Here is a 25,572-nt window from a genome sequence, read left to right on the forward strand (position 1 = left end):
GCGTCAGCCCAACCTTTCCTTGCGTCCGAGGATGCCTTGCGGTCGCACCAGCAGAATGATGATCAGCGCGACGAGTGCCGTGGCGTACTTGAGGTCGGACGGCACACCCAGCAGGGTCGACACCTCGACGGCGAGGCCGACGATGATCGAGCCGATCAGGGCGCCGATCGCGGAGCCGAGGCCACCGAGGGTGATCGCGCAGAACATCAGCAGCAGCATCTGCATACCCATGTCCCACTTCACACCGGGGCGGAAGTACGCCCACAGGATGCCGGAGATCGCGGCGAGAGCGCCCGCGAGGATCCACACCGTGCGGATGACCTTGTCGACGTCGATGCCGGATGCCGCGGCCAGCTGCGGGTTGTCCGAGATGGCCCTGGTCGCCTTTCCGGTGCGGGTCCTGGTGAGGAAGAACGCGACACCGAGGATCACGACGATGCTCGTCCCCATCGCGATCATGTCGATGTACGACAGCGAGATGGGTCCGAGGCGGATGGGCTCGGGGCTCGCTCCCGGAAGCTGGTACGTGTTGCCGCCGATGAAGTACTGCATGCCGTACCGGAGCGCGAGGGAGAGCCCGATGCTCACGATCATGAGCTGGACCACCCCGAGGCCTCTTCGCCGCAGGGGTTTCCAGATCCCGGCATCCAGCGCCCACCCGAGCGCGGCTCCGCCGATGACGGCGGCGATGATGCCGAGCCAGAGCGGCAGGTGCCAGAACGTCGTGCACAGCAGCGCGACGACCGCGCCCCAGGTGACCATCTCGCCGTGGGCGAAGTTGGACAGGCGGGTGGTGCCGTAGATGAGCGCGGCGCCCATGGAGGCGAGTCCGAGGAGGAGCCCGAAGTTCAGGCCGCCGACGATGCGCGACAGGAGTTGATCGAGGAACGACACGGTGACCCGCTCGCCCGCTCCGAGGAAGAAGTTGACGATCTTGGTGCCGGTGAGGCCGAATTCGAGCTCGAACGACGCGGTGGTCCCCGAGACGGGCTGGATGCCCTCGGGGAGCTGGGTCGCGTCGACGATGACGCCCTTCGGCAGCGTGGACTCGTCCACCGTGAGGGTGTACGTCTCCATCTCCGGCACGTAGAGGCGCCACTTGCCTTCGGCGTCGGTCTCGGTCTCGGCTTCGAAGCCGTTGCCCTCGATGGACATGACGACGCCTTCGACCGGCTCATCCGCATTGGTGACGACACCGGCGAAGTAGAAGTCCGTGACCTCCTGCCCGTCGTCCGTCGTCTCGGCCGAGGCCGATGAGGGGGGCAGGAACAGGAACGCCATGAGCGCCATGAGGATACCGAGGCAGATGACGGCCCAGGGGCGCCTTCGCTGCACGGCGATTGTTGTGGGTCCCACGCAACCTCCACTGTGAGTGCTGTCACTGCGGCATCGGGTATGAACCGCAGGGATGGACGACGCATTTGAGCGTAGTGTGCGATCCCCGAATCACCTACCGTCGCGGTCAACGGTCCGGTAACGGCGGGCTCCGGGAATGTTCTCGGGTGCGTCGCGCTTAGAATCTTCATACGGGCCGTGGCCCCGCAAAGGCCGACGTCGACCACCCCCTCGCACTCGGACATGCGCGACTCGCGCAGAAGGAGAATCCATGGAACAGCACGATCCCTTCGGCTTCGTCGGACTGACGTACGACGATGTGCTGCTCCTGCCGGGGCACACCGACGTCATCCCCAGCGAAGCGGACACCTCGTCGCGGATCACCCGCCGCATCTCGGTCGCCACCCCGCTGCTGTCGAGCGCGATGGACACGGTCACCGAATCCCGCATGGCGATCGCCATGGCGCGCGAGGGCGGCATCGGCATCCTGCACCGCAACCTGTCCATCGCCGACCAGGCCGCGCACGTCGACCGCGTCAAGCGCAGCGAGTCCGGCATGATCACCGACCCGATCACCACGACCCAGGACGCGACCGTCGAAGAGGTCGACAACCTGTGCGCCAAGTACCGCATCTCGGGGCTGCCCGTGGTCGACGACGACGGCAAGCTGGTCGGCATCATCACCAACCGCGACATGCGCTTCGTGTCGGGCTTCGAGCGTCAGAGCACTTTCGTGAAAGACGTCATGACGAGCGAGAACCTCGTCACCGCGCCGGTCGGGGTGGCCGCCGGAGAGGTCATCGCGCTGTTCGCGAAGCACCGCGTCGAGAAGCTGCCGCTCATCGATGACAACGGCAAGCTCGCAGGCCTCATCACCATCAAGGACTTCGACAAGAGCGAGAAGTACCCCCTCGCCACCAAGGACGACCAGGGCCGCCTGCGCGTCGGTGCCGCGATCGGCTTCTTCGGAGACGCGTGGGAGCGTGCCGAGGCGCTGCGCGACGCCGGTGTCGACGTGCTCGTCGTCGACACCGCCAACGGGCAGTCCCAGGGCGTCATCGACCTCGTCCGCCGCCTGAAGGCCGACGCGTCGTTCGAGCACATCGACATCGTCGGCGGCAACGTCGCGACCCGCGAGGGCGCCCAGGCTCTGGTCGATGCGGGCGTCGACGCGGTCAAGGTCGGCGTGGGTCCCGGGTCGATCTGCACCACACGCGTCGTCGCAGGTGTGGGTGTACCCCAGGTCACGGCCGTCTACGAGGCTTCGCTGGCGGCCCGTCCGGCGGGCGTGCCCGTGATCGCCGACGGGGGACTGCAGTACTCCGGTGACATCGCCAAGGCTCTCGTCGCCGGTGCCGACGCCGTCATGCTCGGCTCGCTCCTGGCCGGAACCGACGAGTCCCCGGGCGAGATCGTCTTCCAGTCCGGTAAGCAGTTCAAGCAGTACCGCGGAATGGGTTCGCTCGGCGCGATGCAGACCCGCGGCAAGCAGACCTCGTATTCCAAGGACCGCTACTTCCAGGCCGACGTCCCCAGCGACGACAAGCTGATCCCTGAGGGCATCGAGGGGCAGGTGCCGTATCGCGGCCCGCTCGCCGCCGTCGCCTATCAGCTGGTCGGCGGTCTCCGTCAGTCGATGTTCTACGTCGGAGCGCGCACGATCGAAGAGCTCAAGACGCGCGGCAAGTTCGTGCGCATCACCTCGGCGGGGCTCAAGGAGTCGCACCCGCACGACGTGCAGATCGTCGTGGAAGCACCGAACTACAAGAAGTGACGTCGGATCCCGACGGGATCTTCGCAGAGGGGCCGGATGCCGTGCGCATCCGGCCCCTTCCGTCTGTCGACGGCCCGGCGTACCGTGCCGGTATGTGCCGAAACATCGTTCCGCTGAACAACCTCGAGCCCGCCGCGACCGACGACGAGTGCCACGAGGCGGCCCTCCAGTTCGTCCGGAAGATCTCCGGAGCGAACGCGCCGTCGCGTGCCAATCGGGCTGTGTTCGACCGCGCGGTCGCCGAGATCGCGCAGGCGACCCGTGCCCTGTTGGATGAACTGGTCACGACCGCCCCGCCGAAGAATCGCGACGACGAGGCGGCCAAGCGCCGCGCCCGCTCGGCCGACCGCTACGAGGCCATCCGCGTCTTCCAGCAGGAGAAGAAGGCCGCTGCCGCGAGGTCGTGATCCGCGCGGGCCCGGGTGGCGAACGGGCTATGCCAGAATCGACATACCCCGCTCGACTTTCCCTGCGGTCCCGGTGTTGAAGGCGCCGAGATCGCACTCGCCGATCCCCATCGGTCAGGGAACCTCCCCAAGGAGAGCTGTACACATGCCTGAGGATGCTCCCAGAGTCCTCGTCGTCGACGACGACGCCGACGTCGCCCTGCTCGTGAAGACCGTGCTCGAGAGGCGGGCCGGCTGCATCGTCGACGTCGCCGAAGACGGGCGGGCCGCTGTCGAACGCGTGGCGCAGGTGCGCCCTGACGTCGTCGTGACCGACATCGAGATGCCCGGACTCAACGGACTCGAGCTCCTCGCCGAACTCCGCCGCACGGTGCCCACCGTGCCCGTCGTGGTGATGACCGCCCACGTGTCGGTCGAGTACGCGGTCTCGGCCTTGCGCGCACAGGCGGATGAGTTCCTCACCAAGCCGCTCGACAACGCCAAGCTCGTCGAGTCGGTCACCCGACTGGTCGAAGAAGGACGCCGTCGCCGGGAGGACGCGCGCCCGACGGAGCGCGTGCTCGCGATCGGCGCCCATCCCGACGACGTCGAGATCGGTGTCGGCGGGCTTCTCGCCGCTCACTCCCGGGCGCAGGACGAGATCACGATCCTCACCCTCTCCCGCGGGGCGCGCGGCGGTGATGCCGCGAGCCGACAGGACGAGTCGCTGGCCTCGGCGGAGATGCTCGGTGCCCGGCTGTTCCTGAAGGATCTCGTGGACACCGAGATCTCGGGCGGCGGATCGACGGTGCGCCTCATCGAAGAGGTCGTGCAGGAGATCCAGCCGACCATCGTCTACACGCACTCGAGCAACGACCGGCACCAGGACCACCGCGCCGTGAGCGAGGCCACGATCGTGGCGACCCGCCGTGTCGGCACGGTCGCCTGCTATCAGAGCCCGTCGTCGACGATCGACTTCCGTCCCACCCGGTTCGTGCGCATCGATCAGTACCTCGACGACAAGCTCCGGCTGCTGGAGCGTTTCGGATCGCAGACGGCGAATCGCGACTACCTGGCTCCCGAGTTCGTCACCGCGACCGCGCGGTACTGGTCGCGGTTCGGTGGCGGAACAGCCGTGGAACCCCTCGAAGTGGTGCGCGAGACGGCCGAGTTCATCGGCGCCCACGAACTCAGCCGACGGGAGAGCTGATGACCAAGCGTGTGCTGGTGACCGGAGCGGGTGGACCGGCCGGAGTCGCCGTGATCCGATCCCTCCTCCGTCGATCCGACCTGACGGTGTTCGCCGCCGACATGGACGGCTGGGCGAGCGGCATCTATCTGGTGCCTCCGGCCCAGCGTCGCCTGGTCCCCCCGGGAAGGGACGACGACTTCGTGCCGGCGATCGCGCGGATGGTCGAGGCCGATCGGCTCGATCTCGTGATCTCCACGGTCGACGTCGAGCTCATCGCTCTGGCCGAGCGACGGGACGAACTGGCACCCGCCGTGCTCGCCGCACCGTCGGCGGACACGCTGAACACCGCGCTGGACAAGCTCGCGCTCGCCGAACGGTGCGCTCCCACCGGTCTCACTCCCCGCACGGTCCTCGCCGGACCCGACGCGCAGGCCGTCGACTGGGAGTTCCCGGTCTTCGCCAAGCCCCGCCAGGGCGCCGGCAGCCGGGGCGTGCGTCTCGTGCCCGATCGGACGGCACTCGAGGCACTCCCCACGGATGAGGGGCTGATCGTGCAGGACTTCCTTCCGGGGGAGGAGTACTCGGTCGACGTCATCGCGGATGCGACGGGTCACGTGGTCGCCGCGGTGCCCCGCACCCGTGCCCGGGTCGATTCCGGGGTCGCCATCGCCGGACGCACCGTGCAGGACCCGGAGCTGGAGGAGGCGGCGGCATCGATCGCCCGCGCCATCGGACTCGTCGGCGTCGCGAACGTGCAGCTGCGCCGGGACCGCGCCGGCCGGGCCGTGCTGCTCGAGGTCAATCCGCGCTTCCCCGGCGCGCTGCCGCTGACGATCGCGGCCGGTGTCGACATCCCGTCACTCGTGGCCGACCTGTTCCTCGGACGCGAGCTGCCGGTGCACGTCCCGTTCCGGGAGGTCGCGTCGGTGCGTTTCCTGGAGGACGTGATCGTCGAGGTGGATGACCTGCTGGCCTCCGAGCACGCGGGTCATCAGGAGGAGCTGTGACCCACGCCGTACTGCGCGGCGACCATCACGTGCACTCGACCTTCTCGGACGATGCCGTCTCGACGCTGGCCCAGAACGTCGATGCCGCGGTCGCGGCCGGGTTGACCACGCTGCGTCTCGTCGACCACGTGCGTCAGAGCACCACGTGGGTGCCCGAGTACCTGGCCGCCGTGCGCGCGCTGCGGGTGCCCGATGGACTCACCGTGCTCTCGGGCGTCGAGGCCAAGATCCTCGATGCCGCGGGGGCGCTCGACATCCCGGTGCTGCCGGAGGGCATCGACCGGATCCTGATCGCCGATCACCAGTTCCCGGGAACGGACGGCCCCCTCGGCCCCTCGACCGTGCGCGATCGGATCGCCGCGGGTTGGGCCCCGGACGACGTGCTGGATCAGTTCGTCGACGCGCTCATCGCGACGATGCGTCGGCATCCCGGGAATCAGCTCGCGCACTGCTTCTCGATCCTCCCCAAGATCGGTCTGTCCGAGTTCGATCTCGGCCCGGAGCGCACGCAGGCGTGGGCGCTCGCCGCGGCGCAGACCGACACCCTGGTCGAGGTCAATGAGAAGTGGGGGTGCCCCGGCGTCGAAGCGCTGTCGGCCCTCCGCCGCGCCGGGGGAGTGATCGTCGCCTCCACGGACAGCCACGACGCCGCCGAGGTCGGCCGCTACTCGCGGGTGATTCCGCTGCTCGATGCGGTGGAGGCCGCCTGATGGCCGATCTGACCTGGCTGCAGACCGTGTTCGTGGTCATCCTCCTGCTGTGCGTTCTGGTCGGCACGCTGCCGGTGATCAACACGGGACTGCAGTTCCTCATGCTGCCGGTGCATGCGTTCCGCAACCACTACGGCAAGGCCGCGCCGTACCATCCGAACGTCGCCGTCATCATCCCGGCGTGGAACGAGGGGGCTGTCATCGGCCCGGCGATCGAGCGGCTGCTCCAGCTGGAGTACCCCGCCGATCGCCTGCGCGTGTTCGTCGTCGACGACGCGTCCACCGACGACACCCCCGCCATCGTCGGGGCCAAGGCCGATGCCCACCCCGGACGGGTCGTGCACCTGCGGCGCGAGAAGGGTGGCGAGGGCAAGGCTCACACGCTCAACCACGGCCTGGATGTGGTGCTCGCCGACGTCTGGACCGAAGCCGTGCTCATCATGGACGCCGACGTGATCTTCGCGCGCGACTCCCTGCGCAAACTCAGCCGGCATCTCGCCGACGACAAGGTCGGGGCGGTGACCGCCTACATCGCCGAGGGCAGCCGCGACCGCAACTACCTCACGCGGTTCATCGCGATCGAGTACGTGATCGGCCAGCTCTCCGCCCGTCGGGTGCAGAACGTCGGCGGCGCGATCGCCTGTCTCGCCGGCGGCGCCCAGCTGCATTCGCGGGCCAACCTCGAGGCGATCGGCGGGCGGATCCCGACGGGGACTCTCGCCGAAGACACGATGACCACGTTCGAGGGCCAGCTCAAGGGTCGCCGGATGGTCTTCGAGCCGCACGCCGTCGTGCTCGCCGAAGAGCCGCGGACGATCGACAGCCTCTGGAAGCAGCGACTGCGCTGGGCCCGCGGCAACGTGCAGCTGACGTCGATCTACCGCAAGCTGTGGTTCCGTCCGAGCCGCGAGCACAACCTGGGCAGCTTCTCGTTCGGACTGGCCTGGTTCACCATCCTCCTGCTGCCCGCGTTCATGCTGCTCGCCGCGGCGGGAATGCTCGCTCTGCTCGTGCTGCACAGCGACATCGCGGAGTTCGTCTTCCGCTTCATGTGGATCTCGGCGGCCTGCATCTACCTGTACTCGATGCTGTACGCGGTGCAGCTCGATCCCCGTACGGGCCGGCACTCCTGGCGCGAGGCGATCATGTTCCCGGGGCTGGGTGCGCTCCTCCTGATGGCGATCGCCCTCTTCCCGTGGGCATTCGAATCGGGTCTCGAGGCCGTCGGACTGGATCTCACCGACGAGACGCGCATCCTCTGGGCCGTGATCTTCTACCTCTGGGGCCCGATCTCGATGCTCGGGATCTGGCTCGCGCGCGCGGTCGAGAAGCTTCCGGGCGGGCGTTTCTTCGCCGGGCTCCTGCTCTACATCTGCGGCTACGGCTCCCTGCTGTGCGCGATCACCGTGGACTCATACATCAAAGAGTGGCGTCGTGCCGACGCCTCCTGGATCAAGACCGAGAAGATCGGACGCGTCGACTCATGAACGCTGCACCGTCACCCGAAGCCGAGCGGGAGGAGATCGTCGCGGATGCCCGGCGCGAGCGACGACTGATCCCGCAGGCTGTTCTCGCGCTCGTCGTCGTCGTCGTGGTCGTCGTCGTGCGAGAGCTGTTCCTTCGATGACCGGGAGGCCGTTGGCCCTCGTCGTCGAGGACGCTCCCGACCAGGCTGCGCTCCTGCGGCGTTATCTCGATCGTGAGGGCTTCGATGTCTTCATCGCGCACGACGCCGAGTCGGCGATCGCGGCCTTCCCGGACATCGATCCGGTGGTCGCCGTGCTCGATCTGCTGCTCCCGGGGATCTCCGGGCAGGCCTGCGCGCGCCTGGTGCAGGAGCGATTCCCCGACTGCTTCCTCGTGATCAGCTCGGTGCTCGATGCCGCTGACTACCCGCCGGCGGATGCCGCGCTGCCGAAACCGATCACGGGCGCCGACCTGCATCGCATCGTGGAGCAGGTGAAGCGGTGAGGGCGACCCCGATCGACCGGGCCGAGAGCCGGTGGTACCGGATGTTCGACAACCCGAGCCCGCTGGTCAAGCAGCTGCCGTCGGCGGCCGCGATTGTCATCGCGGCGCTGCTGTCATGGGGGAACGCGGACCTGCCTTTCACGAACCTCGGCGTCGCCCTCCTCGGCATCGGCCTTCTCCTCGCTGCGACGCTGCAGGCTGCGGTGCTCAGCGCCCGTCACGTCTATGACGGCTGGGTCGTGCTGCTCGTCCCGATGATCGACATCATCGGGTTCGGTTTCTTCCGGGCCGGCACGGGAGGCGCCTCGTCCATCTTCGGTTCGCTGGTCATCCTGCCTGTGGTGTGGATCGCGGCCGCCCCCGGCATCCGCTGGGTCTTCGTGGTCGGCGGACTCACCTCCATCGCCCTGCTCCTGCCGTACTTCGCCGATCCGCCCTCGACGTCGGTGGAGTGGCTGCGCGGGGTCATCGGGCCGCTGGTGTTCTCCGCGGTCGCGGCCGTCGTCAATGAGCTGTCCCGACAGCAGCGCATGCGCGTCGACCAGGCGGAGGAGCTCGTCGTCGAACGCACGCGAGCGTTGTCGGAGAACGTCGCGATGATCGTGCAGCTCCGCGACAAGGAACGTCAGTACCGCGAGCTGCTGGACTCGTTCGAGAGCCTGTGGGCGTCGATCACGGCGCAGGCGGTGATCGCGACGGACTGTAGCGGGAAGATCACGGCCTGGAATCCCGGAGCGGAACGCCTGCTGGGACTCTCGGCGGAGGAGGCCCGCGACGACGTGCGCATCGACCGCTTCTTCTCGACGGCGGTCCTGTCGATGCTGGCCGCCGACAACGTCGACCGTCCCGGCTCGGAGCACGAGCTTCTGCCCGGCTACGCGGAGCTCTCGCCCGGAATCCAGGCGCTGTTCTCGCAGGCTGACGCCGGGCTCCCGGTCGACGGGGACGTTGAGGTGACGACGGCGGGCGGTACGACGGTTCCCGCCCGGGTCACCGTCACCCCGCACAAGGACGGCGCCGGCGCGCAGCAGGGATACCTGTTCGTGCTCACCGACGAGACCAGGGCGGTCGAGGTCGCGCGCATGAAGGACGAGTTCGTGGGGATGATCTCCCACGAGCTGCGCACGCCGCTGAGCGCGATCATCGGCTTCCTCGATCTGCTGCAGAACGATCCAGGCCAGCCTCTCACCGAGGACCAGCAGGAGTTCGTCGGCATCATCGAGCGCAATGCGAAGCGTCTGCTCAACCTCGTCGGCGATCTGCTCTTCACCGCGCAGGTCGAGTCCGGGCGGTTCCCGCTCGAGCGCGAAGAGGTCGATATCGCCGAGCTCGTCCGATCGGCGGTTGTCTCGGCGGGTCCGCACGCGCAGCGCGAGGGCATAGAGATCGCGGCGGAGGTCGGTGCTGACGCCATTCCTCTCCTGATCGACTCCGGGCGGATCGGTCAGGCTCTCGACAATCTGCTGTCCAACGCGATCAAGTTCACCCCGCGTGGCGGGCGCGTCAACGCCCGCGTCCGTCCGGTCGACGGGGGAGTGGAGCTGGCCGTGCAGGACACGGGCGTCGGGATCCCGGAAGACGAACAGGGGATGCTGTTCACCCGGTTCTTCCGTGCGTCGACCGCGACGCGCAATGCCGTGCCGGGTGTCGGGCTCGGGCTCACGATCACCCGGGCGATCGTCCTGGCACACGGCGGGAGCATGGACGTGACGAGTCAGGAGGGCGTGGGCACCGAGTTCCGCTTCGTCCTCCCGTCGGCACCCCGCACCGAGGTGCTGACGAGCCTGAGCCGCGCCGACTGACATCCCACTGCGTGCGCATGAGTGGTACCGTGGATCCATGGATACCACCTTCGTCGCGCCGATGGGTGATCGCGGTCGGCTGGTCATCCCCGCTGAGCTCCGCAGCCGCCAGCATTGGGAGCAGGGCGTGCCGCTGCTGATGATCGAGACTGTGGGTGGGGTCATCCTGGTCACCCGCGAGCAGGCCAAGGCCCTTGTCAGGTCTCAGCTCGAAGGCAAAGACGTTCTGAAATCGCTCCTCGCCGAACGTCGGGCGGCCGCGAGCTCCGAGGACGCCGCTGCGTGATCGTCCTGGATGCGTCCGCACTCCTCGCATTCCTGCAGGGCGAACCCGGAGCCGATCGCGTGGAGGAGGTTCTCGACGATGCGGTGGTCGGAGCGGCGAACTGGTCCGAGGTCGCGCAGAAGGTGCGCGCATCCGGTGCCGACTGGGGCGTGGCGTCCGGACTGCTGCTCAGCTATCGATTGCGCGTCGAGCCGGTGTCGCACCGTGACGCCGAGGAGGCGGCCCGGCTGTGGAAGCGTGGGAGCGGCCTCTCGCTCGGCGATCGGCTGTGCCTCGCGGTGGCGGCGCGTCTCGACGCGGTCGCGCTCACGGCGGATCGCGCCTGGGGCGAATCTGAACGCGTCGAGCAGCTCCGGCGGTGATCTGAACGGCGGAGCGTCGCATCCGTGACGCTCCGTTTCCGGGTGTGAAGCCGGATGACGGTCCTCATGCCGCCCGAGCGCAGGGATCGCTACCGTCGGGCCATGACTCTCCTCCAGGACCAGCTCGCCGGTATCGCCGATGTCACTCCCGCCGAACGCGCTCGGCGACTCACCGACGCCGGAACCGCGTGGAACGAGCGGATCGCCGCGGACGCCGCGAACGCACAGCTCACCTACCGCGTGAGCGGGCGGGGCATCGGCTCCGTCGCCACCGAGATCCGCGCAGGGAAGCACCGCTTCCTGGTCGACGAGCCCGGCGCGCTGGCCGGAGACGACGTGGCGGCGAGCCCCGTCGAGTACGCGCTGGGGGCGCTCATCTCCTGTCAGGTGGTCGTGTACCGTCTCTACGCGCAGGCGCTCGGTCTCACGATCGATGAAATCGAGATCACCGCGGAGGGCGACCTCGATGTGCGCACGCTCTTCGGCATCGACGAGTCGGGGAGGGCGGGCTTCCATGATGTCCGGGTCTCGGTCGACATCACGGGCCCGGACAGCGCCGAGCAGTACGAGAACCTGCGCACCGTCGTCGATGCGCACTGCCCCGTGTTCGATCTCTTCGCGGCGCCGGTGCCGACATCGAGCGCTCTCGGCTGAGCGCGGTTCGGTGCGCGGCACCCGCGCCTGATAGCCTGGTCGGCTCGGCATGCGCGGGCGGAAGGACGGCCACGCACCGTGGGCTACATCGATGTCTCCAGCGTCTCACTGACGCTCCCCGACGGCAGACCGCTTCTCGACGAGGCGACGTTCCGGGTGGGTGCAGGCTCCACCAGCGCCCTGATCGGACCGAACGGGGCGGGCAAGACCACTCTGCTGCGCATCATCCGCGGTGATCAGCCCGCCGATGACGGCGTGGTCACGATCGATGGCGGTCTCGGTGTCATGGACCAGTTCGTCGGTCACGGCGAGGCGGGCGAGACCGTGCACCAGCTGCTGGTGCGCGTCGCGCCGGCTCGCATCCGCGCGGCGGCCGAGGCTCTCGAGGCCGCCGAGAACGCGCTGATCGAACGCGACGAGCACGACACGCAGATGGCCTACGCCACGGCGATCGCCGAGTACGCGGATGCCGGTGGATACGAACACGAGACCGTCTGGGATCAGTGCACGGTCGCGGCGCTCGGCGTGCCGTTCGAGCGGGCGCGGTATCGCGAGCTCACCACCCTCTCGGGGGGTGAGCAGAAGCGGCTCGCGCTCGAAGCCCTGCTGCGCGGACCCGATGAGGTGCTGCTGCTCGACGAGCCGGACAACTACCTCGACGTGCCGACGAAGCGGTGGCTGGAGGAGCAGCTGCGTCAGACGCCGAAGACCGTGCTGCTTGTGTCGCACGACCGCGAGTTGCTCGCACGCGCCGTCGACCGGCTGATCACACTGGAGCCCGGCGGCGCCGGTGCCACGGCATGGGTGCACGGCGGAGGCTTCTCGACGTATCAGCAGGCGCGGACCGACCGGATGGACCGACTGGACGAGCTGCGTCGGCGCTGGGACGAGCAGCACGAGAAGCTGCGCACCCTCGTCGCGAACCTCAAAGTCAAGGCGTCGGCGAACGACGGGTTCGCGTCGCGCTATCAGGCGGCACAGACGCGCCTGCGCAAGTTCGAGGAGGCGGGCCCGCCCGAGGAGCGACCGCCCGCGCAGGACTTCGACATGCGTCTGCGCGGCGCACGCACCGGCAAGCGGGCCGTGGTCGCACAGCGTCTCGAGCTGACCGGGCTCATGCGTCCCTTCGACGCGGAGGTCTGGTACGGCGACCGGGTCGCGGTGCTCGGTTCCAACGGATCGGGCAAGTCGCACTTCCTGCGGTTGCTCGCCCGTGGCGGCAGCGACCCTGATGCCACGCTCGGTCACGTCACGTCGACAGGAGAGCAGGTGACCACGGTGGCGCACACCGGCACGGCGACTCTCGGCGCACGCGTCGTGCCCGGACTGTTCGCCCAGACTCACGCGCATCCGGAGTTCGTCGGGCGCACGTTGCTGGAGATCCTGCACCGCGGCGATGACCGTCGGGCGGGGATGCCGCGGGATGCCGCGAGTTCGGCGCTCGATCGGTACGGCCTCGTGCGGCAGGCGCAGCAGACGTTCGACTCGCTGTCGGGCGGGCAGCAGGCGCGGTTCCAGGTGCTGCTGCTCGAGCTCTCCGGGGCGACGCTGCTGCTGCTGGACGAACCCACCGACAACCTCGACCTGGAATCGGCCGAGGCGCTGGAGCACGCCCTGGCGCGATTCGAGGGGACCGTGCTGGCGGTGACGCACGACCGCTGGTTCGCCCGGTCGTTCGACCGTTTCCTGGTCTTCGGGTCGGATGGCGACGTCTACGAATCGGACGAGCCCGTGTGGGACGAGAAGCGGGTCGCTCGGACGCGCTGACGAGAGCAGAACCACGACCGACGCGAGTCCGCGGGTAAAGGGTGAAATAATACCGAGATGATAGATCTCGGGGACATCACTCACGCACGCGGATCAGTGGTTGCGCTCCTGCAACGGAGCGGCCTGGTCGACCGACCTCGGTTGCGGCGGATCTTCGACGCCTTCGAGCGTGAGATCAGGGTCGTGGGTATCTGGGCTCCCGCCGGCTCGGGCAAGTCCGTGCTTCTCCGGCAGTGGATGGCCACCGTCGACGGCCTGGTGTGTTTCGCAGATGCCGCCGATGAGGCGCAGGTGTTCGACGCGATCCAGCGGAGCAGGGCGGCAGGTGCCTCCCGGGTGTATCTCGTGATCGACCAGCTGGATCGGTCGTCGGCGCAAGCGCGGGAGGCCATCGCGGCGGCGGTCGACAGCGGCGGTGTCCGCCTTCGGGTGGTTCTCGCCGGCAGATTCGATGCACTTCCGGTGTCGCCCGCCAGGTGGGCGCGAACCAGCGAGATCTCCGGTGCCGATCTCGCCTTCACCGCCGACGAGGCGACCAGCCTTCTCGCGGATGTGACAGCCCCCACCGGGAAGCAGCTCCGCGGTCTCCTCGCCCGCACCGGTGGGTGGGCGACCGCACTCGTGCTCGTGCGCCGTCTGCGGGAGACGGGCGACGGCTCGGTGGTGGATCGGTTCGACGGCGACAGTCGCCCTGTCGCCGACTATCTCGTCACCGAGGTGCTGTCCGCTCTCGATCCGGAGCAGGAAGAAGTGCTCGTCTGGTCGGCTGTCGCGCCGACGGTGTCGGCAGCACTCGCCGTCACGGTGACGGGGAGTCCCGACGCCGGTCGTGTTCTCGAGCAGCTCGCCTGTGCCAACTCGCTCGTGATGCGACAGGACGCGGATTCCTATCGGTTCCATCCCATCCTCTGGGCGTTTCTCGCCGCAGAGCAGCGACGACGCGATCTCCCACGGGCGAACAGCGCCCACGCAGCAGCGGCGCGGTGGTTCTCGGCGAGGGGCGATCTGCGCAGCGCCCTCGCTCAGACGGTCCGGGCCGCAGACGCGGCCGCGCTCGCCGCCTTCCTCGATCAGCACGGCTACGAGTTGATCTTCCAAGGCGAATCCGGCCCGGTGATGCGTGCCGTTCGCGCGGTCGCGCCCCGGGACCGCGAGAGGCTGGAGGCGGATATGGGGCTGCTTCTCGCGATTCCGCACTTCCCCGATCGCCCAGGGGCAGCGCAGCTCCTCCGTGTCCGCACCCACGCCCAGCGGAGGGCTGAGCGGACCGCCGTGGACGAGATCGTGGACGCGCTGTGGGCGCACGCGAATCGGCGGCGGGGCGACATGCGGGACCGGCCGCCACTAGCCGTCGACGCGTCCTGCTCCCGCGGAACCGCACTCCTTCTCGAGTATGTGCAGGTGTGGACCACGGGCGGGGTGGATGGCGAGATGAACGACAACATGAGCGCGGCGCTCGTGCACCTCGGCTCGCCGACCGCCGACACCTCGGAACTGCGGTGGTTGCGGATGCTCATCCTGGAGAGTGCGCTGTCGATCGTCTCCCGGGCGCCGAGTCGGGTCGACATGGAGCCTGTCCTCCTCCAGATCGAACGTGACTGGCTCAGTGGCGCCGATGAGCGGGATACCGTGGCTGCGCGCGCCGTCTGCCTCCAGGCGACGCGTGCCTATCACCGGGCCGACCCTCTCTCGACGAGCGTGCTGGAGCACTGGAGTCCTCGTGCCGGCGCACGCCTCGACCACTTGACGCAGATGCTCCTCGCGCTCGACGAGCTCACCCGCCGTGGAGGCGGCGCCGCGCTCGCGCGGGTGGTGGCTCTGATCGAGAACGACCTCTCCGACACGGTCTCCAGCCTCGCCTATGCCGTGGTTCCTGCGATCGGGTCCGCCATCCGCCAGGGTGACGTGCCGCTGGCAGACCGGCTCCTGGCGCGCTGTCGTCGTGTTCTCGGCGAATACAGCGTCGAATCGGCGACAGCCGCTTTCCTCCGGCATCCGAACCGTGAGGGCGATCACGTCCTCCGTGAGGCCTTGGCGGGCGGTGCTCCACGATTCACCCCGCTGGCTCTGGCCTCTGCCTGGGTGGCTCTTGCCGTTCACGCGCACCGCCACAGACGCGACGCGTCGGCGACCGCGGCGATCCTGAACGCGCTGATGTGCGCGGCGCCGCTGGGGGCCGTGCGGCCGTTCCTCCAGGAGGGGAACGAGCCGTCGGTCGTGCTGCGTGCACGCATCCAACGGTTGGGGGCGTGGCGGCCTGTGGCAGAGGAGATCCTCGCGCATCCGGACATGGCGATGCCGGAGAAGGCCGCGACCGTCACGATCGCGAAGCTCACGGCGCGGGAACAGGAGTTGCTGCGGGAGCTTCCCGCCCACCAGAGCATCGCCGAGATCGCAGGGCGTCGGTACGTCAGCGCCAACACGGTCAAGTCACAGCTGCGAAGCATCTACAGCAAGCTCCAGGTCAACGGACGTGCCGAGGCGGTCGAGGCTGCTCGCCGTGTCGGTCTGCTCTGACCGGATCGACACGGGGAGGGGCTCGCCGTCGCGTGAGACCACGAGCCCCTGCTTCGCCTCGGATCAGCCCGCGAGCACGCGCGTCTTGATCTGCTCGTACTCCGCAGCGGTGATGGTGCCGCCGTCGAGGAGGGCCTTCGCCTTCGCGATCTCGTCGCTCGGGCTGCTGCCGGCCACGGACTTGATGTAGTCGGCGGCGGCGGATTGCGCGGCCTGCGTTTCGCGGACGCCGCGTTCCGCCATCCCTCCACCGCGGGCGATCAGGTAGATCAGCGCGGTGAGGAACGGGAAGAAGACAAGGAAGTACGGGACCCGCTCGGATCCCGCAGGCCAACGATCGCTGGCGATGGGAAGGTCGGTCATCCCCCCATCCGGGTGAAAGGCGGTGCACCCGGTGCTCGATGTCTTCGAGCACCGACGCCGTTCCGCGACGCTTCGAGCTCTGCCCGAGTCGACCGCCGCGCCCGGGTAGGCTGGAGGGGTGACCATGGAGATCGAGCTCGGCCGAGGAAAGCGCGCACGTCGCGCGTACACGTTCGATGACATCGCGGTGGTGCCGTCTCGGCGCACGCGCAACCCGGAGGACGTGTCGACCGCCTGGACGATCGACGCCTTCGGCTTCGGCATCCCGGTGCTCGGAGCCCCCATGGATTCCGTCGTCAGCCCGCAGACCGCGATCATGCTGGGCCAGCTGGGCGGACTGGGTGTGCTCGACCTCGAGGGTCTGTGGACCCGGTACGAGAACCCGGAGCCGCTGCTCGCCGAGATCGCCGGTCTCGACGAGGGCACGGCCACGGTCCGCATGCAGGAGCTGTACGCCGAGCCGATCAAGCCCGAGCTCATCACCCGTCGCCTCGCGGAGATCCGCGAGGCCGGCGTCACGGTGGCGGGCTCGCTCACGCCGCAGCGCACGCAGGAGTTCTACGACACCGTCGCCCGCGCCGGCGTCGACCTGTTCGTCATCCGCGGCACCACGGTCTCCGCCGAGCACGTGTCCAGCGTCGCCGAGCCCCTCAACCTCAAGAAGTTCATCTACGACCTCGACGTCCCCGTCATCGTCGGCGGAGCCGCCACCTACACCGCGGCACTGCATCTCATGCGCACCGGAGCAGCCGGCGTCCTCGTCGGCTTCGGCGGGGGAGCGGCGTCCACGACCCGCGCGACCCTCGGCATCCATGCGCCGATGGCGACCGCGGTCTCCGACGTCGCCGCCGCGCGCCGTGACTACCTCGACGAATCCGGTGGCCGCTACGTGCACGTGATCGCCGACGGCGGCGTCGGCACCTCGGGCGACATCGTCAAGGCGCTCGCCATGGGGGCGGACGCCGTCATGCTCGGCGTCGCGCTGGCCCGCGCCACCGATGCGCCCGGCCGTGGATTCCACTGGGGTCCCGAAGCCCACCACCCGAAGCTCCCGCGTGGTCGTCGGGTCGAGGTCGGCGGCATCGGCACGCTCGAAGAGATCCTCTACGGTCCCGCGCCGGTCGCCGACGGCACCGCGAACCTGATCGGTGCGCTGCGCAAGTCGATGGCGACCACCGGATACTCCGACCTCAAGGAGTTCCAGCGGGTCGAGGTCGTGCTCGCACCGTACGAGGCCTGAGGTTCAGCGCACCACCGTGACGACTCCTGCTCTGTTCCCCCCGACCCTGCGTGAGGTCATGCTCCGGGGACGCTGGATCGGCATGCTGCTGCTCTGCCTCCTCGTCGCCGGCGTGTTCGCCTGGCTCGGGCAGTGGCAGCTCGAGCGTGCGATCGAGACGGATCCGCCCGACCCCGGCGCCACCGAGCAGGTGCAGCAGCTCACCGAGGTCCTCGAACCGGGCCAGTATCTTCCCGAGCCGCTCGTGGGGCAGCGTGTGGAGACCTCCGGTGTCTGGGTTCCCGAGGACTTCATCGTCGTGTCGAGCCGGTTCAACGACGACGTCCAGGGCTACTGGGTCACCGGGCAGCTGCGCGTCGACGAGCGCACCTCCATCGCGGTCGCGATCGGTTGGGCGCCGGACCGGGCCACCGCGGACGCTGCGGTGAAGGAGCTCGAGGCGGGTGCCGACGGCTCTCCTGTCGATATCACCGGGCGCATCATCTCGGACGAGGGCCCCCAGGTCCCGCCGCATTCCGATCCCGAGCAACTGGATCGGATGTCGCCCGCGGCCCTCCTCAGCCGTTGGCACGACATCGAGCAGCTCGACGTCTACCGCCCCTACCTGGCCTCGACGACGGCGACGGCCGGTCTGGTCGACATCTCGTCGCCGGCCCCCGAGGAGATGTCGCCGGTGAACTGGCTCAACGTCTTCTACGCGGTGGAGTGGGCGATCTTCGCGGGGTTCGCGTTCTACCTCTGGTATCGCCTCGCGAAGGATGCCTGGGAGCGCGAGGTCGAAGAGTTCGAAGACGCGGCCGCGGCGGAAACCGTCTGATGGATCCGCGCATCCGCGCGCGTCACGCTGCGCAGTTGCGTGCTGCAGCCTCGCGATAGCGACCTTCGTCAGGGGTCATCGAGGCCATCCGGTGAGCGCTCGATGACGAATCGGAAAACTCCGTTGAGGATGTCCGGACCGCTACGTATGCTCGCACCATGTGAGCATGCTGGGAGTTTCCCCTGTGTGCAGCGTCAGTCCTGAGAAGTGTCGAACCCGACCGAGGAGACAGCACCGATGATGTCCGCTCCAGACGACGAGAACCGCATGGGTTCCGTCTCGCACCGTAGAAGTCGGGGGCGCATCGGCGCTCTCGCCGTGACCTGCGTCGCCGCGTTGAGCCTCGGCTCGCTGGCCGCTGTGCCCGCCACCGCTGACACCACCGGCACGGGGGTGGTGATCAACGAGGCGTATCTCTCCGGCGGCAGCGCGGGGGCGGCGTTCAAGAACAAGTTCGTCGAGCTCTACAACCCGACCTCGGCGCCGATCACCCTCGACGGCATGTCGCTGCAGTACCGCTCCGGCACCGGGACCGGCGCCGCCAACGGCGTCGCCACGCTCTCCGGCGTGATCCCGGCCGGCGGCCACTACCTCGTGCAGGGCAACAGCAACGGCGCGAACGGCGCCGAACTGCCCGCTCCGGACGCCACGAGCACACTGACCCCGAGCGGCACCACAGGAACGCTGGCGCTCGTCGAGGGCACGGCGGCGGTGACTCTCACTCCCGGTTCGGTCGTGGGCGTCGACGGCGTGGTCGACCTGCTCGGCTACGGCACCTCCAACACGTTCGAGACCAAGGCGGCTACCCCGCCCGCCGGCAACACCGACGTGAAGTCGCTGAACCGCACCGACGGCGTCGACACCGACGACAACAGCGCCGACTTCACACTCTCGGCCACGATCACCCCGCAGAACTCCGGCGACACCGACCCGGGCACGGACCCGGGCGGCGAGCCGACGAAGGCGACGATCGCCGAGGTGCAGGGCACGACCGACGTCTCTCCGCTGAGCGGCAAGACCGTGCAGGTCGAAGGCGTCGTCACGGCCGACTACCGCACCGGCGGCTACAAGGGCATCGTCATCCAGACGCAGGGCTCCGGCGGCGCGGCGGACGCGACTCCCGGTGCCTCCGACGGCGTGTTCGTCTTTCTGAACGCTCTGTCTCCGAGCCTCGAGATCGGAGACCTCGTCTCGGTCACCGGCTCCGTGAGCGAGTACTTCGGGCAGACACAGCTCAACCCGGCCGCAGCAGCCGACATCGAGGTGCTGACCGCCGGCGTCGGCGTTCCCGCCGTCACGCCGCTGCCCGCCACGGTGCAGGGTGCCGACCGCGAGCAGTACGAGAACATGTACGTGGCTCCCGAGGGCAGCTACCGTCTCGCCTCCAGCCACCAGCTCTTCAACTTCGGCACGCTGTGGCTGAACGCCGGAGCAGACCTCGCCGTGAAGAGCACGGAAACCACGCGTCCCGGCGGCGAGGCGGCGGCGATCGCCGCGGCCAACCGCGCCAACCGCATCCTGCTCGACGACGGCTGGTCCATCCAGGTGTCCAACAGCGGACACCCGGGCGAGCAGCCGTACTTCACGAAGGATGCCGTCGTCCGCAATGGCGACACGGTCGACTTCGGCGACAACGGCTACGTGCTGCAGTGGGGCTTCAACGACTGGCGTCTGCAGCCCGTCGTGCCGATCGACGACTCCTCGTCCGCCGACCTCAAGGTCGGCTTCGAGGCGACGAACCCGCGCACCGAGTCCGCGCCCGAGGTGGGCGGCGACGTGCAGGTCGCGTCCTTCAACGTCTACAACTACTTCACGACGCTGAAGAGTGAGAACTCGAACGCCCGCGGGGCCGCGAACGCGGCGCAGTTCGCGATCCAGAAGTCCAAGATCGTCGCGGCGATCAACGGACTCGACGCCGAGATCGTCTCCCTCATGGAGATCGAGAACTCGGTGAAGCTCGGCAAGCCCGTCGACACGGCCCTCAAGGATCTGGTCGCCGGCCTCAACGCCGACGCCGGCAGCGACGTGTGGGGCTACGTTCCCACGCCCGCCGCGCTGAACGACGCGGCGACGACCGACTTCATCACCAACGCGATCATCTACAAGAAAGACGCCGTCGAGACCGTGGGCGACAGTGCCACGGTCACCGACGAGACCGTGTGGGGCAATGCCCGCGAGCCGATCGCGCAGGCGTTCGACATCGACGGTCGCGTCGTGACCGTGGTGGCGAACCACCTGAAGTCGAAGTCGCCGCCCGAGGGGGCGGGCGCGGAGCCGGCCGACGGCCAGGGCTTCTTCAACGCCGACCGCGTGAAGCAGGCGAATGCGATCCTCGCCTTCACCGCTGAGCTCGAGGCGACGACCGGCAGCAGCGACATGCTGCTGATCGGCGACTTCAACGCCTACGGCAAGGAAGACCCGATCAATGTGTTCACGTCGAACGGGTGGAGCGACCTCGTCGCCGACAAGACCGATGGCCAGTACACGTACACGTTCGACGGCGAGCTCGGCTCGCTGGACCACGTGATCGCGTCGCCGTCGCTCGTGTCGTCGATCACTGGCGCGGGCGTCTGGGGCATCAACTCGCCGGAGTGGAGCGACCGCGGCTACGCGTACGGCGCCACCGAGGAGGGCACGCCCTACCGCTCCAGCGACCATGACCCGATCATCGTCGGCGTCTCCTCGGAGATCCCGCCGGTGAGCATCGACGTCGTCACGGTCAACGACTTCCACGGCCGGGTCGAGGCCGACGGTGCCGCCGCCGGTGCCGCCGTCCTCGCGGGAGCAGTGAAGCAGTTCCGCGACGCGAACCCGAACACGATCTTCGCCGGTGCCGGCGACCTGATCGGTGCGTCGACGTTCACCTCGTTCATCAACGACGACAACCCGACGATCGACGCGCTGAACGCGGCCGGTCTCGATGTCAGCGCTGCGGGCAACCACGAGTTCGACCAGGGCTGGGAAGATCTGCGCGACCGCGTGCAGGAGCGCGCGGACTGGGAGTACATCTCGTCGAACGTGTTCGTCACCGAGACCGGCGAGCCCGCGCTCGCACCGGCCTGGGTGAAGGAACTCGACGGCGTGAAGGTCGGCTTCGTCGGAGCGGTGACCGAAGACCTCGACTCGCTCGTCTCGCCCGAGGGCATCAAGGATCTCGAGGTCCGCAGCATCGTCGATTCCGTGAACGCGGTGGCTGACGATCTGCGCGACGGCGACGAGTCCAACGGGGAGGCGGATGTCGTCATCCTGCTCGTGCACGAGGGCGCATCCAGCGTCGAGCTGTCGAGCATCACCCCGGATTCGCCCCTCGGCGAGATCGTCTACGGCGTCGACGACGATGTGGACGCGATCGTGTCGGCGCACACCCACCTCGCGTACAACCACGTGATCGACGGCCGCCCGGTCGTCTCCGCGGGGCAGTACGGCGAGAACCTGGGCCTGATGAACATCAAGGTCGACCCGGAGACGTCGGACCTGCTCTCGATCACCAACGAGATCAAGCCTCTCACCGCTGCCGGCAAGCCGCTGTACCCGGCGGTGCCCGAGGTGCAGGCGATCGTCGACCAGGCCAAGGCCGAGGCTGACATCCTGGGCGCGATCAAGGTCGGCGACATCACCGCCGACTTCAACCGGGCGCGCCAGGGCGACGGCAAGACGGAGAACCGCGGCGGCGAGTCCACCATCGGCAACTTCGTCGCCGACGTGCAGCAGTGGTCCACGGGCGCCGACCTGGCGCTCATGAACCCCGGCGGCATCCGCGCGAACCTCACCTACGCCTCGTCCAACGCGAACGATCCCGCAGGCAACGTCACCTATCGCGAGGCGGCGACGGTACAGCCGTTCGCCAACACGCTGGTGACGCTGACGCTCACCGGTGCGCAGCTGAAGGGCGTGCTCGAGGAGCAGTGGCAGCCGGCGGGTTCGGCGCGTCCGTTCCTGAAGCTCGGAGTCTCGGAGGGTCTGCTCTACACCTACGACCCCGCCGCGGCACAGGGCTCGCGGATCACGTCGATCACGCTCAACGGCACGCCGGTCGACCCGGCGGCGAACTACGCGGTCGCCGCCAACTCGTTCCTCGCCGCGGGTGGAGACAACTTCTTCACCTTCAAGGAGGGCGCGGGCAAGCGCGACACCGGCAAGATCGACCTGCAGTCGATGGTCGACTGGTTCGACGCGAACAAGACCGCGAGCCCGGACTACGCCCAGCGGGCAGTCGGTGTCGCCGTCAGCGCGGCGGATGCCGACGGCTACAGCGCCGGCGACCAGGTGACGGTGTCGCTCTCCTCGCTGGCCTTCAGCGCGGGTGAGCCGGCACCGGGCGAGGTGACGCTCTCGCTGGGCGACACGGTGCTCGCCACCGGAGCCGTCGACCCGGCCGTGGTCGACACCACCGATGAGGGCGGGCGCGCGAGCCTCACCTTCACTGTTCCCTCGGGCGTCTTCGGTGAGCAGTCGCTCACCGTCGCGGTCGCCGGAACCGGAACGACCGTGCAGGTGCCGTTCGCGATCGCCGGTGAGGAGGAGTTCGCCGGCACGATCGCCCTCGGATCGTCCAAGGTGGCGGCGGGCAAGAACCTCAAGGTCACCGGCGAAGGCTACGTGCCCGGCGAGACGGTGAACATCGAGTTGCGTCCGAAGAAGGGCAAGCCGGTCCAGGTCGGCACCGTCCAGGTGGCGGCGGACGGCACGTTCAGCACCCAGGTCACCGTGCCGAAGAGCGCGCCGTCGGGGAAGTACACCGTGGCGGCGTCTCAGGCCGACGGGGATGCGGCGACCGCCACGGTCACCGTCAACCGCGCCGGCGGCATCATCGGTGCGATCCTCGACTGGCTCTGGGAGCTGCTCACCCGGTGGTTCTGATCGGGGAAGAGCGGTTCTGATCCGCTAGTCGGATGACACAGACGAAGGCCGTCGGGAGCGATCCTGGCGGCCTTCGTCGTCGCTGTCGCGACTCGGCGAGCGTGACGGCTCGGGCGCGGGCAGGCCTCGGGCCCTAGGGCGTGAGCACCTGGACGTCGGCCTGCGCGAGAGCGGCGGCGATGCGGGGCGGAGGGGGAGCGTCCGTGATCAGGTAGTCCGCCCGCTCGAGGAGCGCGATCTGGGCGAAGAACCGACGGCCGAGCTTGGTGGAGTCCGCGAGGATGGCCGTGCGCTCTGCTCGCTGGATCATCTCGGACATCATGGCGGCATCGCCGAGGTTCGAGGTCGAATACCCGGCTTCGTCCACCGCGCCGACGGCGATCAGGGCGAGGTCGCAGCGGATGTCGACCTCGGGTCCGCCCGGGGTCATCGTGAACGTCACGGGGCCTGTCGTCGCCTGCGTGATGGATCGCACCGCACCGCCGAACACGTACAGGTCGCGGAAGGCCGACGGCGACAGCTCGCCGGGGATGCGCAGGTTGTTCGTGGCGATCGTCAGATCGTGATGATTGCGCAGCGCGCGGGCGACGGCGAGCGTCGTCGTCCCGGCATTGAGCATCACGACGGAGCCGTCTTCGACGAGGCCCGCGGCGATGCGCGCGATGCGCTCCTTCTCCTCCGTCTGCATGCGCAGGCGCACGTCGAGGGCGCGGTCCTTGAGCTGTCCGCTGGCCGCGCTGACCGCACCGCCGTGCGTGCGGATCAGTACGCCCTCTCGATCGAGTTGATCGAGGTCTCGACGGATCGTGTCGATCGAGACGGAGAAGTGCTCGGCCAGGTCGCTCACCGTCACCTGTCCCGTCTGTTCGACGTAGGTGGCGAGGTCGGCCTTCCGACCTGCCGGAAGGCGGCGTCGCTGTCCGGTCGCTGAAGCATCCATGCACCCATATCTAGCACAGGAGCGGCACGAACGCGGCATAGTCGTGCAGAAAACCGCAGATGGCTGATTCGGGTGCTGCTCGCAGATGCGCGGGGAAAATCAGCGCCACAACGCGATGCAGGCGAAAGAACAGGGTTGACGAATCGGCAGGCAACGGCATAACATGGCTCAAAACCGCATGAACAAGCATTGAAGCGCGTGATGCGGCACGATCTCAACGAGGAGAAGTGATGAGCACAGTCGGAAGAGGGCAGCGGCGAACCCGAATCATCGTCGGCGCCGGAACCGCGGCGGTTACCCTTCTGGCCCTGGCGGGTTGCACGCCCGGCACGGATGGCGACAGCGGCGGTGACGGGAATGTCACCATCGAGTTCGCGCAGTGGTGGGAGCCGGAACTGCCCGACGGCGAGTTCCGCGCACTCATCGACCAGTTCGAGGAGGCGAATCCCGACATCACGGTCGAGCTGGTCAGCGGGCCGTACGCGTCCACCAAGGAGCAGCTCTTCGCCGGTGCGGCATCCGGCACCATGCCCGACGTGGTCGGCCTCGACGGCGCGTGGGTGAACGACTTCGCCTCTCAAGGCGTCATCGCCGACCTGAGCGCGCTCATGGAGGAGTACGACTACGACGACAGCGAGCTGGCCAGCCAGATCCAGGTCGACGGCAGCACGTACATGATCCCGGTCGTGAACTTCGTCTACCCGATGTTCACGAACGACGACCTGCTCGCGCAGGCCGGGGTCACCGCACCGCCCCAGACCCGCACCGAGTTCGCGGACGCGGCGGCCAAGGTCTCGGCGCTCGGCGGCGACGTCTCGGGCTGGGTGCTCCCGCTGTCCCTCGAATCGCCGAACGGCGTGCAGAACGACGTCATGTCGTGGGTCTGGGCGTCCGGGGGCTCGATGCTCAAGGACGGTCAGCCCGACCTCACGAACGACGACGTCACCTCCGCGGTCGAGTACATCGGGGGGCTGTGGGACGACGGCGTCATCGCCTCGGGCTCCTTCACCATGAAGGAGCAGGACAAGGTCGAGGAGTTCACCAACGGTCGCGCCGGCATGATGATCGACTCGCTCGCGCACATCAACCTGATCCGCGAGACGAACCCCGATCTGAACTTCTCGATCTCGGCGATCCCCGCCGAGGACGGGTACGACGGTGAACGCGGCATTCCCTACGCCTCCTGGGGCATCGGCGTCGCCGAGAACTCCGAGCACAAGGAAGCGGCGTTCAAGCTGGTGTCGTTCCTGATGAGCGAGCAGACGAACTCCGAGCTCTCCACGATGGCCAAGGCCTTCCCCGGAAACGCGAAGTCGGTCCCGGACTTCGTGAACGACGACGAGCTCTTCAAGACGGCGTTCGACATCTACCAGGCCGGCTACCCGGCGAACGAGTTCACGGGTCTCCCGGTCGCCGAGGACCTCATGCGCCAGTTCGGTGAGCAGCTCCAGGCCGCGCTCGACGGGCAGCAGTCGATCCCCGACGCGCTCAAGAAGGCGCAGGCCTCGTGGGAGGCGGAGTTCTGACCTCCCGCCTCCCCGCCTGAACGGGGTGCCGCATCGCGGTCGCGATGCGGCACCCGACCAACC

General features: G+C 68.5%; 21 protein-coding genes. 18 read left to right on the forward strand and 3 right to left on the reverse strand.

Features of this window, described 5'->3' with window-relative positions; genetic code table 11:
- Positions 1 to 3: 3 nt before the first annotated feature.
- Positions 4 to 1,356 carry a branched-chain amino acid ABC transporter permease gene (locus tag GZ67_RS0114180; RefSeq protein ID WP_029262246.1) on the reverse strand — a complete coding sequence of 451 codons (1,353 nt, stop codon included), beginning with the start codon at positions 1,354 to 1,356 and terminating at the stop codon, positions 4 to 6.
- Positions 1,357 to 1,606: 250 nt separating this feature from the next.
- On the opposite strand from GZ67_RS0114180, the gene guaB reads away from it, so the two are divergent.
- The 14 genes from guaB (at position 1,607) to GZ67_RS21045 (ending at position 15,763) form a co-directional block, all read left to right on the forward strand.
- On the forward strand, positions 1,607 to 3,109 hold the full coding sequence (gene guaB, locus GZ67_RS0114185; protein ID WP_029262247.1) for an IMP dehydrogenase: 1,503 nt from the start codon (positions 1,607 to 1,609) through the stop codon (positions 3,107 to 3,109).
- Positions 3,110 to 3,201: 92 nt separating this feature from the next.
- Complete coding sequence (locus tag GZ67_RS0114190; protein ID WP_029262248.1) at positions 3,202 to 3,516, forward strand: DUF2277 domain-containing protein; 315 nt, start codon at positions 3,202 to 3,204, stop codon at positions 3,514 to 3,516.
- A 145-nt stretch (positions 3,517 to 3,661) separates the two neighbouring features.
- Positions 3,662 to 4,705, forward strand: coding sequence for a response regulator (locus tag GZ67_RS0114195; RefSeq protein WP_029262249.1), 1,044 nt, complete (start codon positions 3,662 to 3,664; stop codon positions 4,703 to 4,705).
- Positions 4,705 to 5,694 (forward strand): ATP-grasp domain-containing protein, encoded by a 990-nt coding sequence (locus GZ67_RS0114200; protein WP_029262250.1) that lies wholly within the window; start codon positions 4,705 to 4,707, stop codon positions 5,692 to 5,694. Before GZ67_RS0114195 ends, GZ67_RS0114200 begins: the two co-directional genes overlap by 1 nt.
- Positions 5,691 to 6,404: a PHP domain-containing protein gene (locus GZ67_RS0114205; protein WP_029262251.1), complete on the forward strand. Its 714-nt coding sequence runs from the start codon at positions 5,691 to 5,693 to the stop codon at positions 6,402 to 6,404. Before GZ67_RS0114200 ends, GZ67_RS0114205 begins: the two co-directional genes overlap by 4 nt.
- On the forward strand, positions 6,404 to 7,891 hold the full coding sequence (locus tag GZ67_RS0114210; protein ID WP_029262252.1) for a glycosyltransferase family 2 protein: 1,488 nt from the start codon (positions 6,404 to 6,406) through the stop codon (positions 7,889 to 7,891). Before GZ67_RS0114205 ends, GZ67_RS0114210 begins: the two co-directional genes overlap by 1 nt.
- The gene (locus GZ67_RS20840; RefSeq protein WP_167381624.1) at positions 7,888 to 8,031 is read left to right on the forward strand and encodes a hypothetical protein; all 144 of its coding nucleotides are present in this window, start codon (positions 7,888 to 7,890) and stop codon (positions 8,029 to 8,031) included. The genes GZ67_RS0114210 and GZ67_RS20840 overlap by 4 nt, the downstream gene beginning before the upstream one ends.
- Positions 8,028 to 8,375 (forward strand): response regulator, encoded by a 348-nt coding sequence (locus GZ67_RS0114220; protein WP_029262253.1) that lies wholly within the window; start codon positions 8,028 to 8,030, stop codon positions 8,373 to 8,375. The genes GZ67_RS20840 and GZ67_RS0114220 overlap by 4 nt, the downstream gene beginning before the upstream one ends.
- Positions 8,372 to 10,177: a sensor histidine kinase gene (locus GZ67_RS0114225; RefSeq protein WP_029262254.1), complete on the forward strand. Its 1,806-nt coding sequence runs from the start codon at positions 8,372 to 8,374 to the stop codon at positions 10,175 to 10,177. Before GZ67_RS0114220 ends, GZ67_RS0114225 begins: the two co-directional genes overlap by 4 nt.
- Positions 10,178 to 10,214: 37 nt before the next feature.
- The gene (locus GZ67_RS0114230) at positions 10,215 to 10,463 is read left to right on the forward strand and encodes an AbrB/MazE/SpoVT family DNA-binding domain-containing protein (protein WP_029262255.1); all 249 of its coding nucleotides are present in this window, start codon (positions 10,215 to 10,217) and stop codon (positions 10,461 to 10,463) included.
- Positions 10,460 to 10,825 (forward strand): type II toxin-antitoxin system VapC family toxin, encoded by a 366-nt coding sequence (locus GZ67_RS0114235; protein ID WP_029262256.1) that lies wholly within the window; start codon positions 10,460 to 10,462, stop codon positions 10,823 to 10,825. Before GZ67_RS0114230 ends, GZ67_RS0114235 begins: the two co-directional genes overlap by 4 nt.
- A 102-nt stretch (positions 10,826 to 10,927) precedes the next feature.
- The gene (locus GZ67_RS0114240; RefSeq protein ID WP_029262257.1) at positions 10,928 to 11,479 is read left to right on the forward strand and encodes an OsmC family protein; all 552 of its coding nucleotides are present in this window, start codon (positions 10,928 to 10,930) and stop codon (positions 11,477 to 11,479) included.
- A gap of 78 nt (positions 11,480 to 11,557) precedes the next feature.
- On the forward strand, positions 11,558 to 13,246 hold the full coding sequence (locus tag GZ67_RS0114245; protein WP_029262258.1) for an ABC-F family ATP-binding cassette domain-containing protein: 1,689 nt from the start codon (positions 11,558 to 11,560) through the stop codon (positions 13,244 to 13,246).
- Between the two features lie 96 nt (positions 13,247 to 13,342).
- A complete protein-coding gene (locus GZ67_RS21045; protein ID WP_168380818.1) occupies positions 13,343 to 15,763 on the forward strand; it encodes a helix-turn-helix transcriptional regulator in 2,421 nt (806 codons plus the stop codon).
- Between the two features lie 63 nt (positions 15,764 to 15,826).
- Here the strand turns inward: GZ67_RS21045 and GZ67_RS0114255 are convergent, their stop codons facing one another.
- Entirely contained in the window at positions 15,827 to 16,126 is a 300-nt protein-coding gene (locus GZ67_RS0114255) for an SHOCT domain-containing protein (protein ID WP_051662551.1), read from the reverse strand.
- 124 nt (positions 16,127 to 16,250) lie between these two features.
- Here GZ67_RS0114255 and GZ67_RS0114260 point away from each other — a divergent pair, with 124 nt between their 5' ends.
- The 3 genes from GZ67_RS0114260 (at position 16,251) to GZ67_RS0114270 (ending at position 23,043) form a co-directional block, all read left to right on the forward strand.
- A complete protein-coding gene (locus tag GZ67_RS0114260) occupies positions 16,251 to 17,366 on the forward strand; it encodes a GuaB3 family IMP dehydrogenase-related protein (RefSeq protein WP_029262261.1) in 1,116 nt (371 codons plus the stop codon).
- A gap of 58 nt (positions 17,367 to 17,424) precedes the next feature.
- Positions 17,425 to 18,183 carry an SURF1 family protein gene (locus GZ67_RS0114265; protein ID WP_051662555.1) on the forward strand — a complete coding sequence of 253 codons (759 nt, stop codon included), beginning with the start codon at positions 17,425 to 17,427 and terminating at the stop codon, positions 18,181 to 18,183.
- A gap of 237 nt (positions 18,184 to 18,420) precedes the next feature.
- Positions 18,421 to 23,043, forward strand: coding sequence for an ExeM/NucH family extracellular endonuclease (locus tag GZ67_RS0114270; RefSeq protein WP_029262263.1), 4,623 nt, complete (start codon positions 18,421 to 18,423; stop codon positions 23,041 to 23,043).
- Between the two features lie 133 nt (positions 23,044 to 23,176).
- Here GZ67_RS0114270 and GZ67_RS0114275 read toward each other — a convergent pair whose 3' ends face one another.
- On the reverse strand, positions 23,177 to 23,983 hold the full coding sequence (locus GZ67_RS0114275) for a DeoR/GlpR family DNA-binding transcription regulator (protein WP_029262264.1): 807 nt from the start codon (positions 23,981 to 23,983) through the stop codon (positions 23,177 to 23,179).
- A 230-nt stretch (positions 23,984 to 24,213) separates the two neighbouring features.
- Between GZ67_RS0114275 and GZ67_RS0114280 the strand changes: the two genes are divergently transcribed.
- Complete coding sequence (locus tag GZ67_RS0114280) at positions 24,214 to 25,509, forward strand: ABC transporter substrate-binding protein (RefSeq protein ID WP_029262265.1); 1,296 nt, start codon at positions 24,214 to 24,216, stop codon at positions 25,507 to 25,509.
- Positions 25,510 to 25,572: the final 63 nt, after the last annotated feature.

It is taken from the genome of Microbacterium sp. Cr-K20 (assembly GCF_000708325.1).
Classification (GTDB): Bacteria; Actinomycetota; Actinomycetes; order Actinomycetales; family Microbacteriaceae; genus Microbacterium.

What these genes read in the sequence shown, in the direction of transcription:
- GZ67_RS0114265 (WP_051662555.1), top strand. Translation starts at nt 17,425, where the DNA reads ATGCTCCGGGGACGCTGGATCGGCATGCTGCTGCTCTGCCTCCTCGTC.
- GZ67_RS0114190 (WP_029262248.1), top strand. Translation starts at nt 3,202, where the DNA reads ATGTGCCGAAACATCGTTCCGCTGAACAACCTCGAGCCCGCCGCGACC.
- GZ67_RS0114270 (WP_029262263.1), top strand. Translation starts at nt 18,421, where the DNA reads ATGATGTCCGCTCCAGACGACGAGAACCGCATGGGTTCCGTCTCGCAC.
- guaB (WP_029262247.1), top strand. Translation starts at nt 1,607, where the DNA reads ATGGAACAGCACGATCCCTTCGGCTTCGTCGGACTGACGTACGACGAT.
- GZ67_RS0114200 (WP_029262250.1), top strand. Translation starts at nt 4,705, where the DNA reads ATGACCAAGCGTGTGCTGGTGACCGGAGCGGGTGGACCGGCCGGAGTC.
- GZ67_RS0114275 (WP_029262264.1), bottom strand. Translation starts at nt 23,983, where the DNA reads ATGGATGCTTCAGCGACCGGACAGCGACGCCGCCTTCCGGCAGGTCGG.
- GZ67_RS0114220 (WP_029262253.1), top strand. Translation starts at nt 8,028, where the DNA reads ATGACCGGGAGGCCGTTGGCCCTCGTCGTCGAGGACGCTCCCGACCAG.
- GZ67_RS0114230 (WP_029262255.1), top strand. Translation starts at nt 10,215, where the DNA reads ATGGATACCACCTTCGTCGCGCCGATGGGTGATCGCGGTCGGCTGGTC.
- GZ67_RS0114260 (WP_029262261.1), top strand. Translation starts at nt 16,251, where the DNA reads ATGGAGATCGAGCTCGGCCGAGGAAAGCGCGCACGTCGCGCGTACACG.
- GZ67_RS0114210 (WP_029262252.1), top strand. Translation starts at nt 6,404, where the DNA reads ATGGCCGATCTGACCTGGCTGCAGACCGTGTTCGTGGTCATCCTCCTG.
- GZ67_RS0114195 (WP_029262249.1), top strand. Translation starts at nt 3,662, where the DNA reads ATGCCTGAGGATGCTCCCAGAGTCCTCGTCGTCGACGACGACGCCGAC.
- GZ67_RS0114255 (WP_051662551.1), bottom strand. Translation starts at nt 16,126, where the DNA reads ATGACCGACCTTCCCATCGCCAGCGATCGTTGGCCTGCGGGATCCGAG.
- GZ67_RS0114240 (WP_029262257.1), top strand. Translation starts at nt 10,928, where the DNA reads ATGACTCTCCTCCAGGACCAGCTCGCCGGTATCGCCGATGTCACTCCC.
- GZ67_RS0114280 (WP_029262265.1), top strand. Translation starts at nt 24,214, where the DNA reads ATGAGCACAGTCGGAAGAGGGCAGCGGCGAACCCGAATCATCGTCGGC.
- GZ67_RS20840 (WP_167381624.1), top strand. Translation starts at nt 7,888, where the DNA reads ATGAACGCTGCACCGTCACCCGAAGCCGAGCGGGAGGAGATCGTCGCG.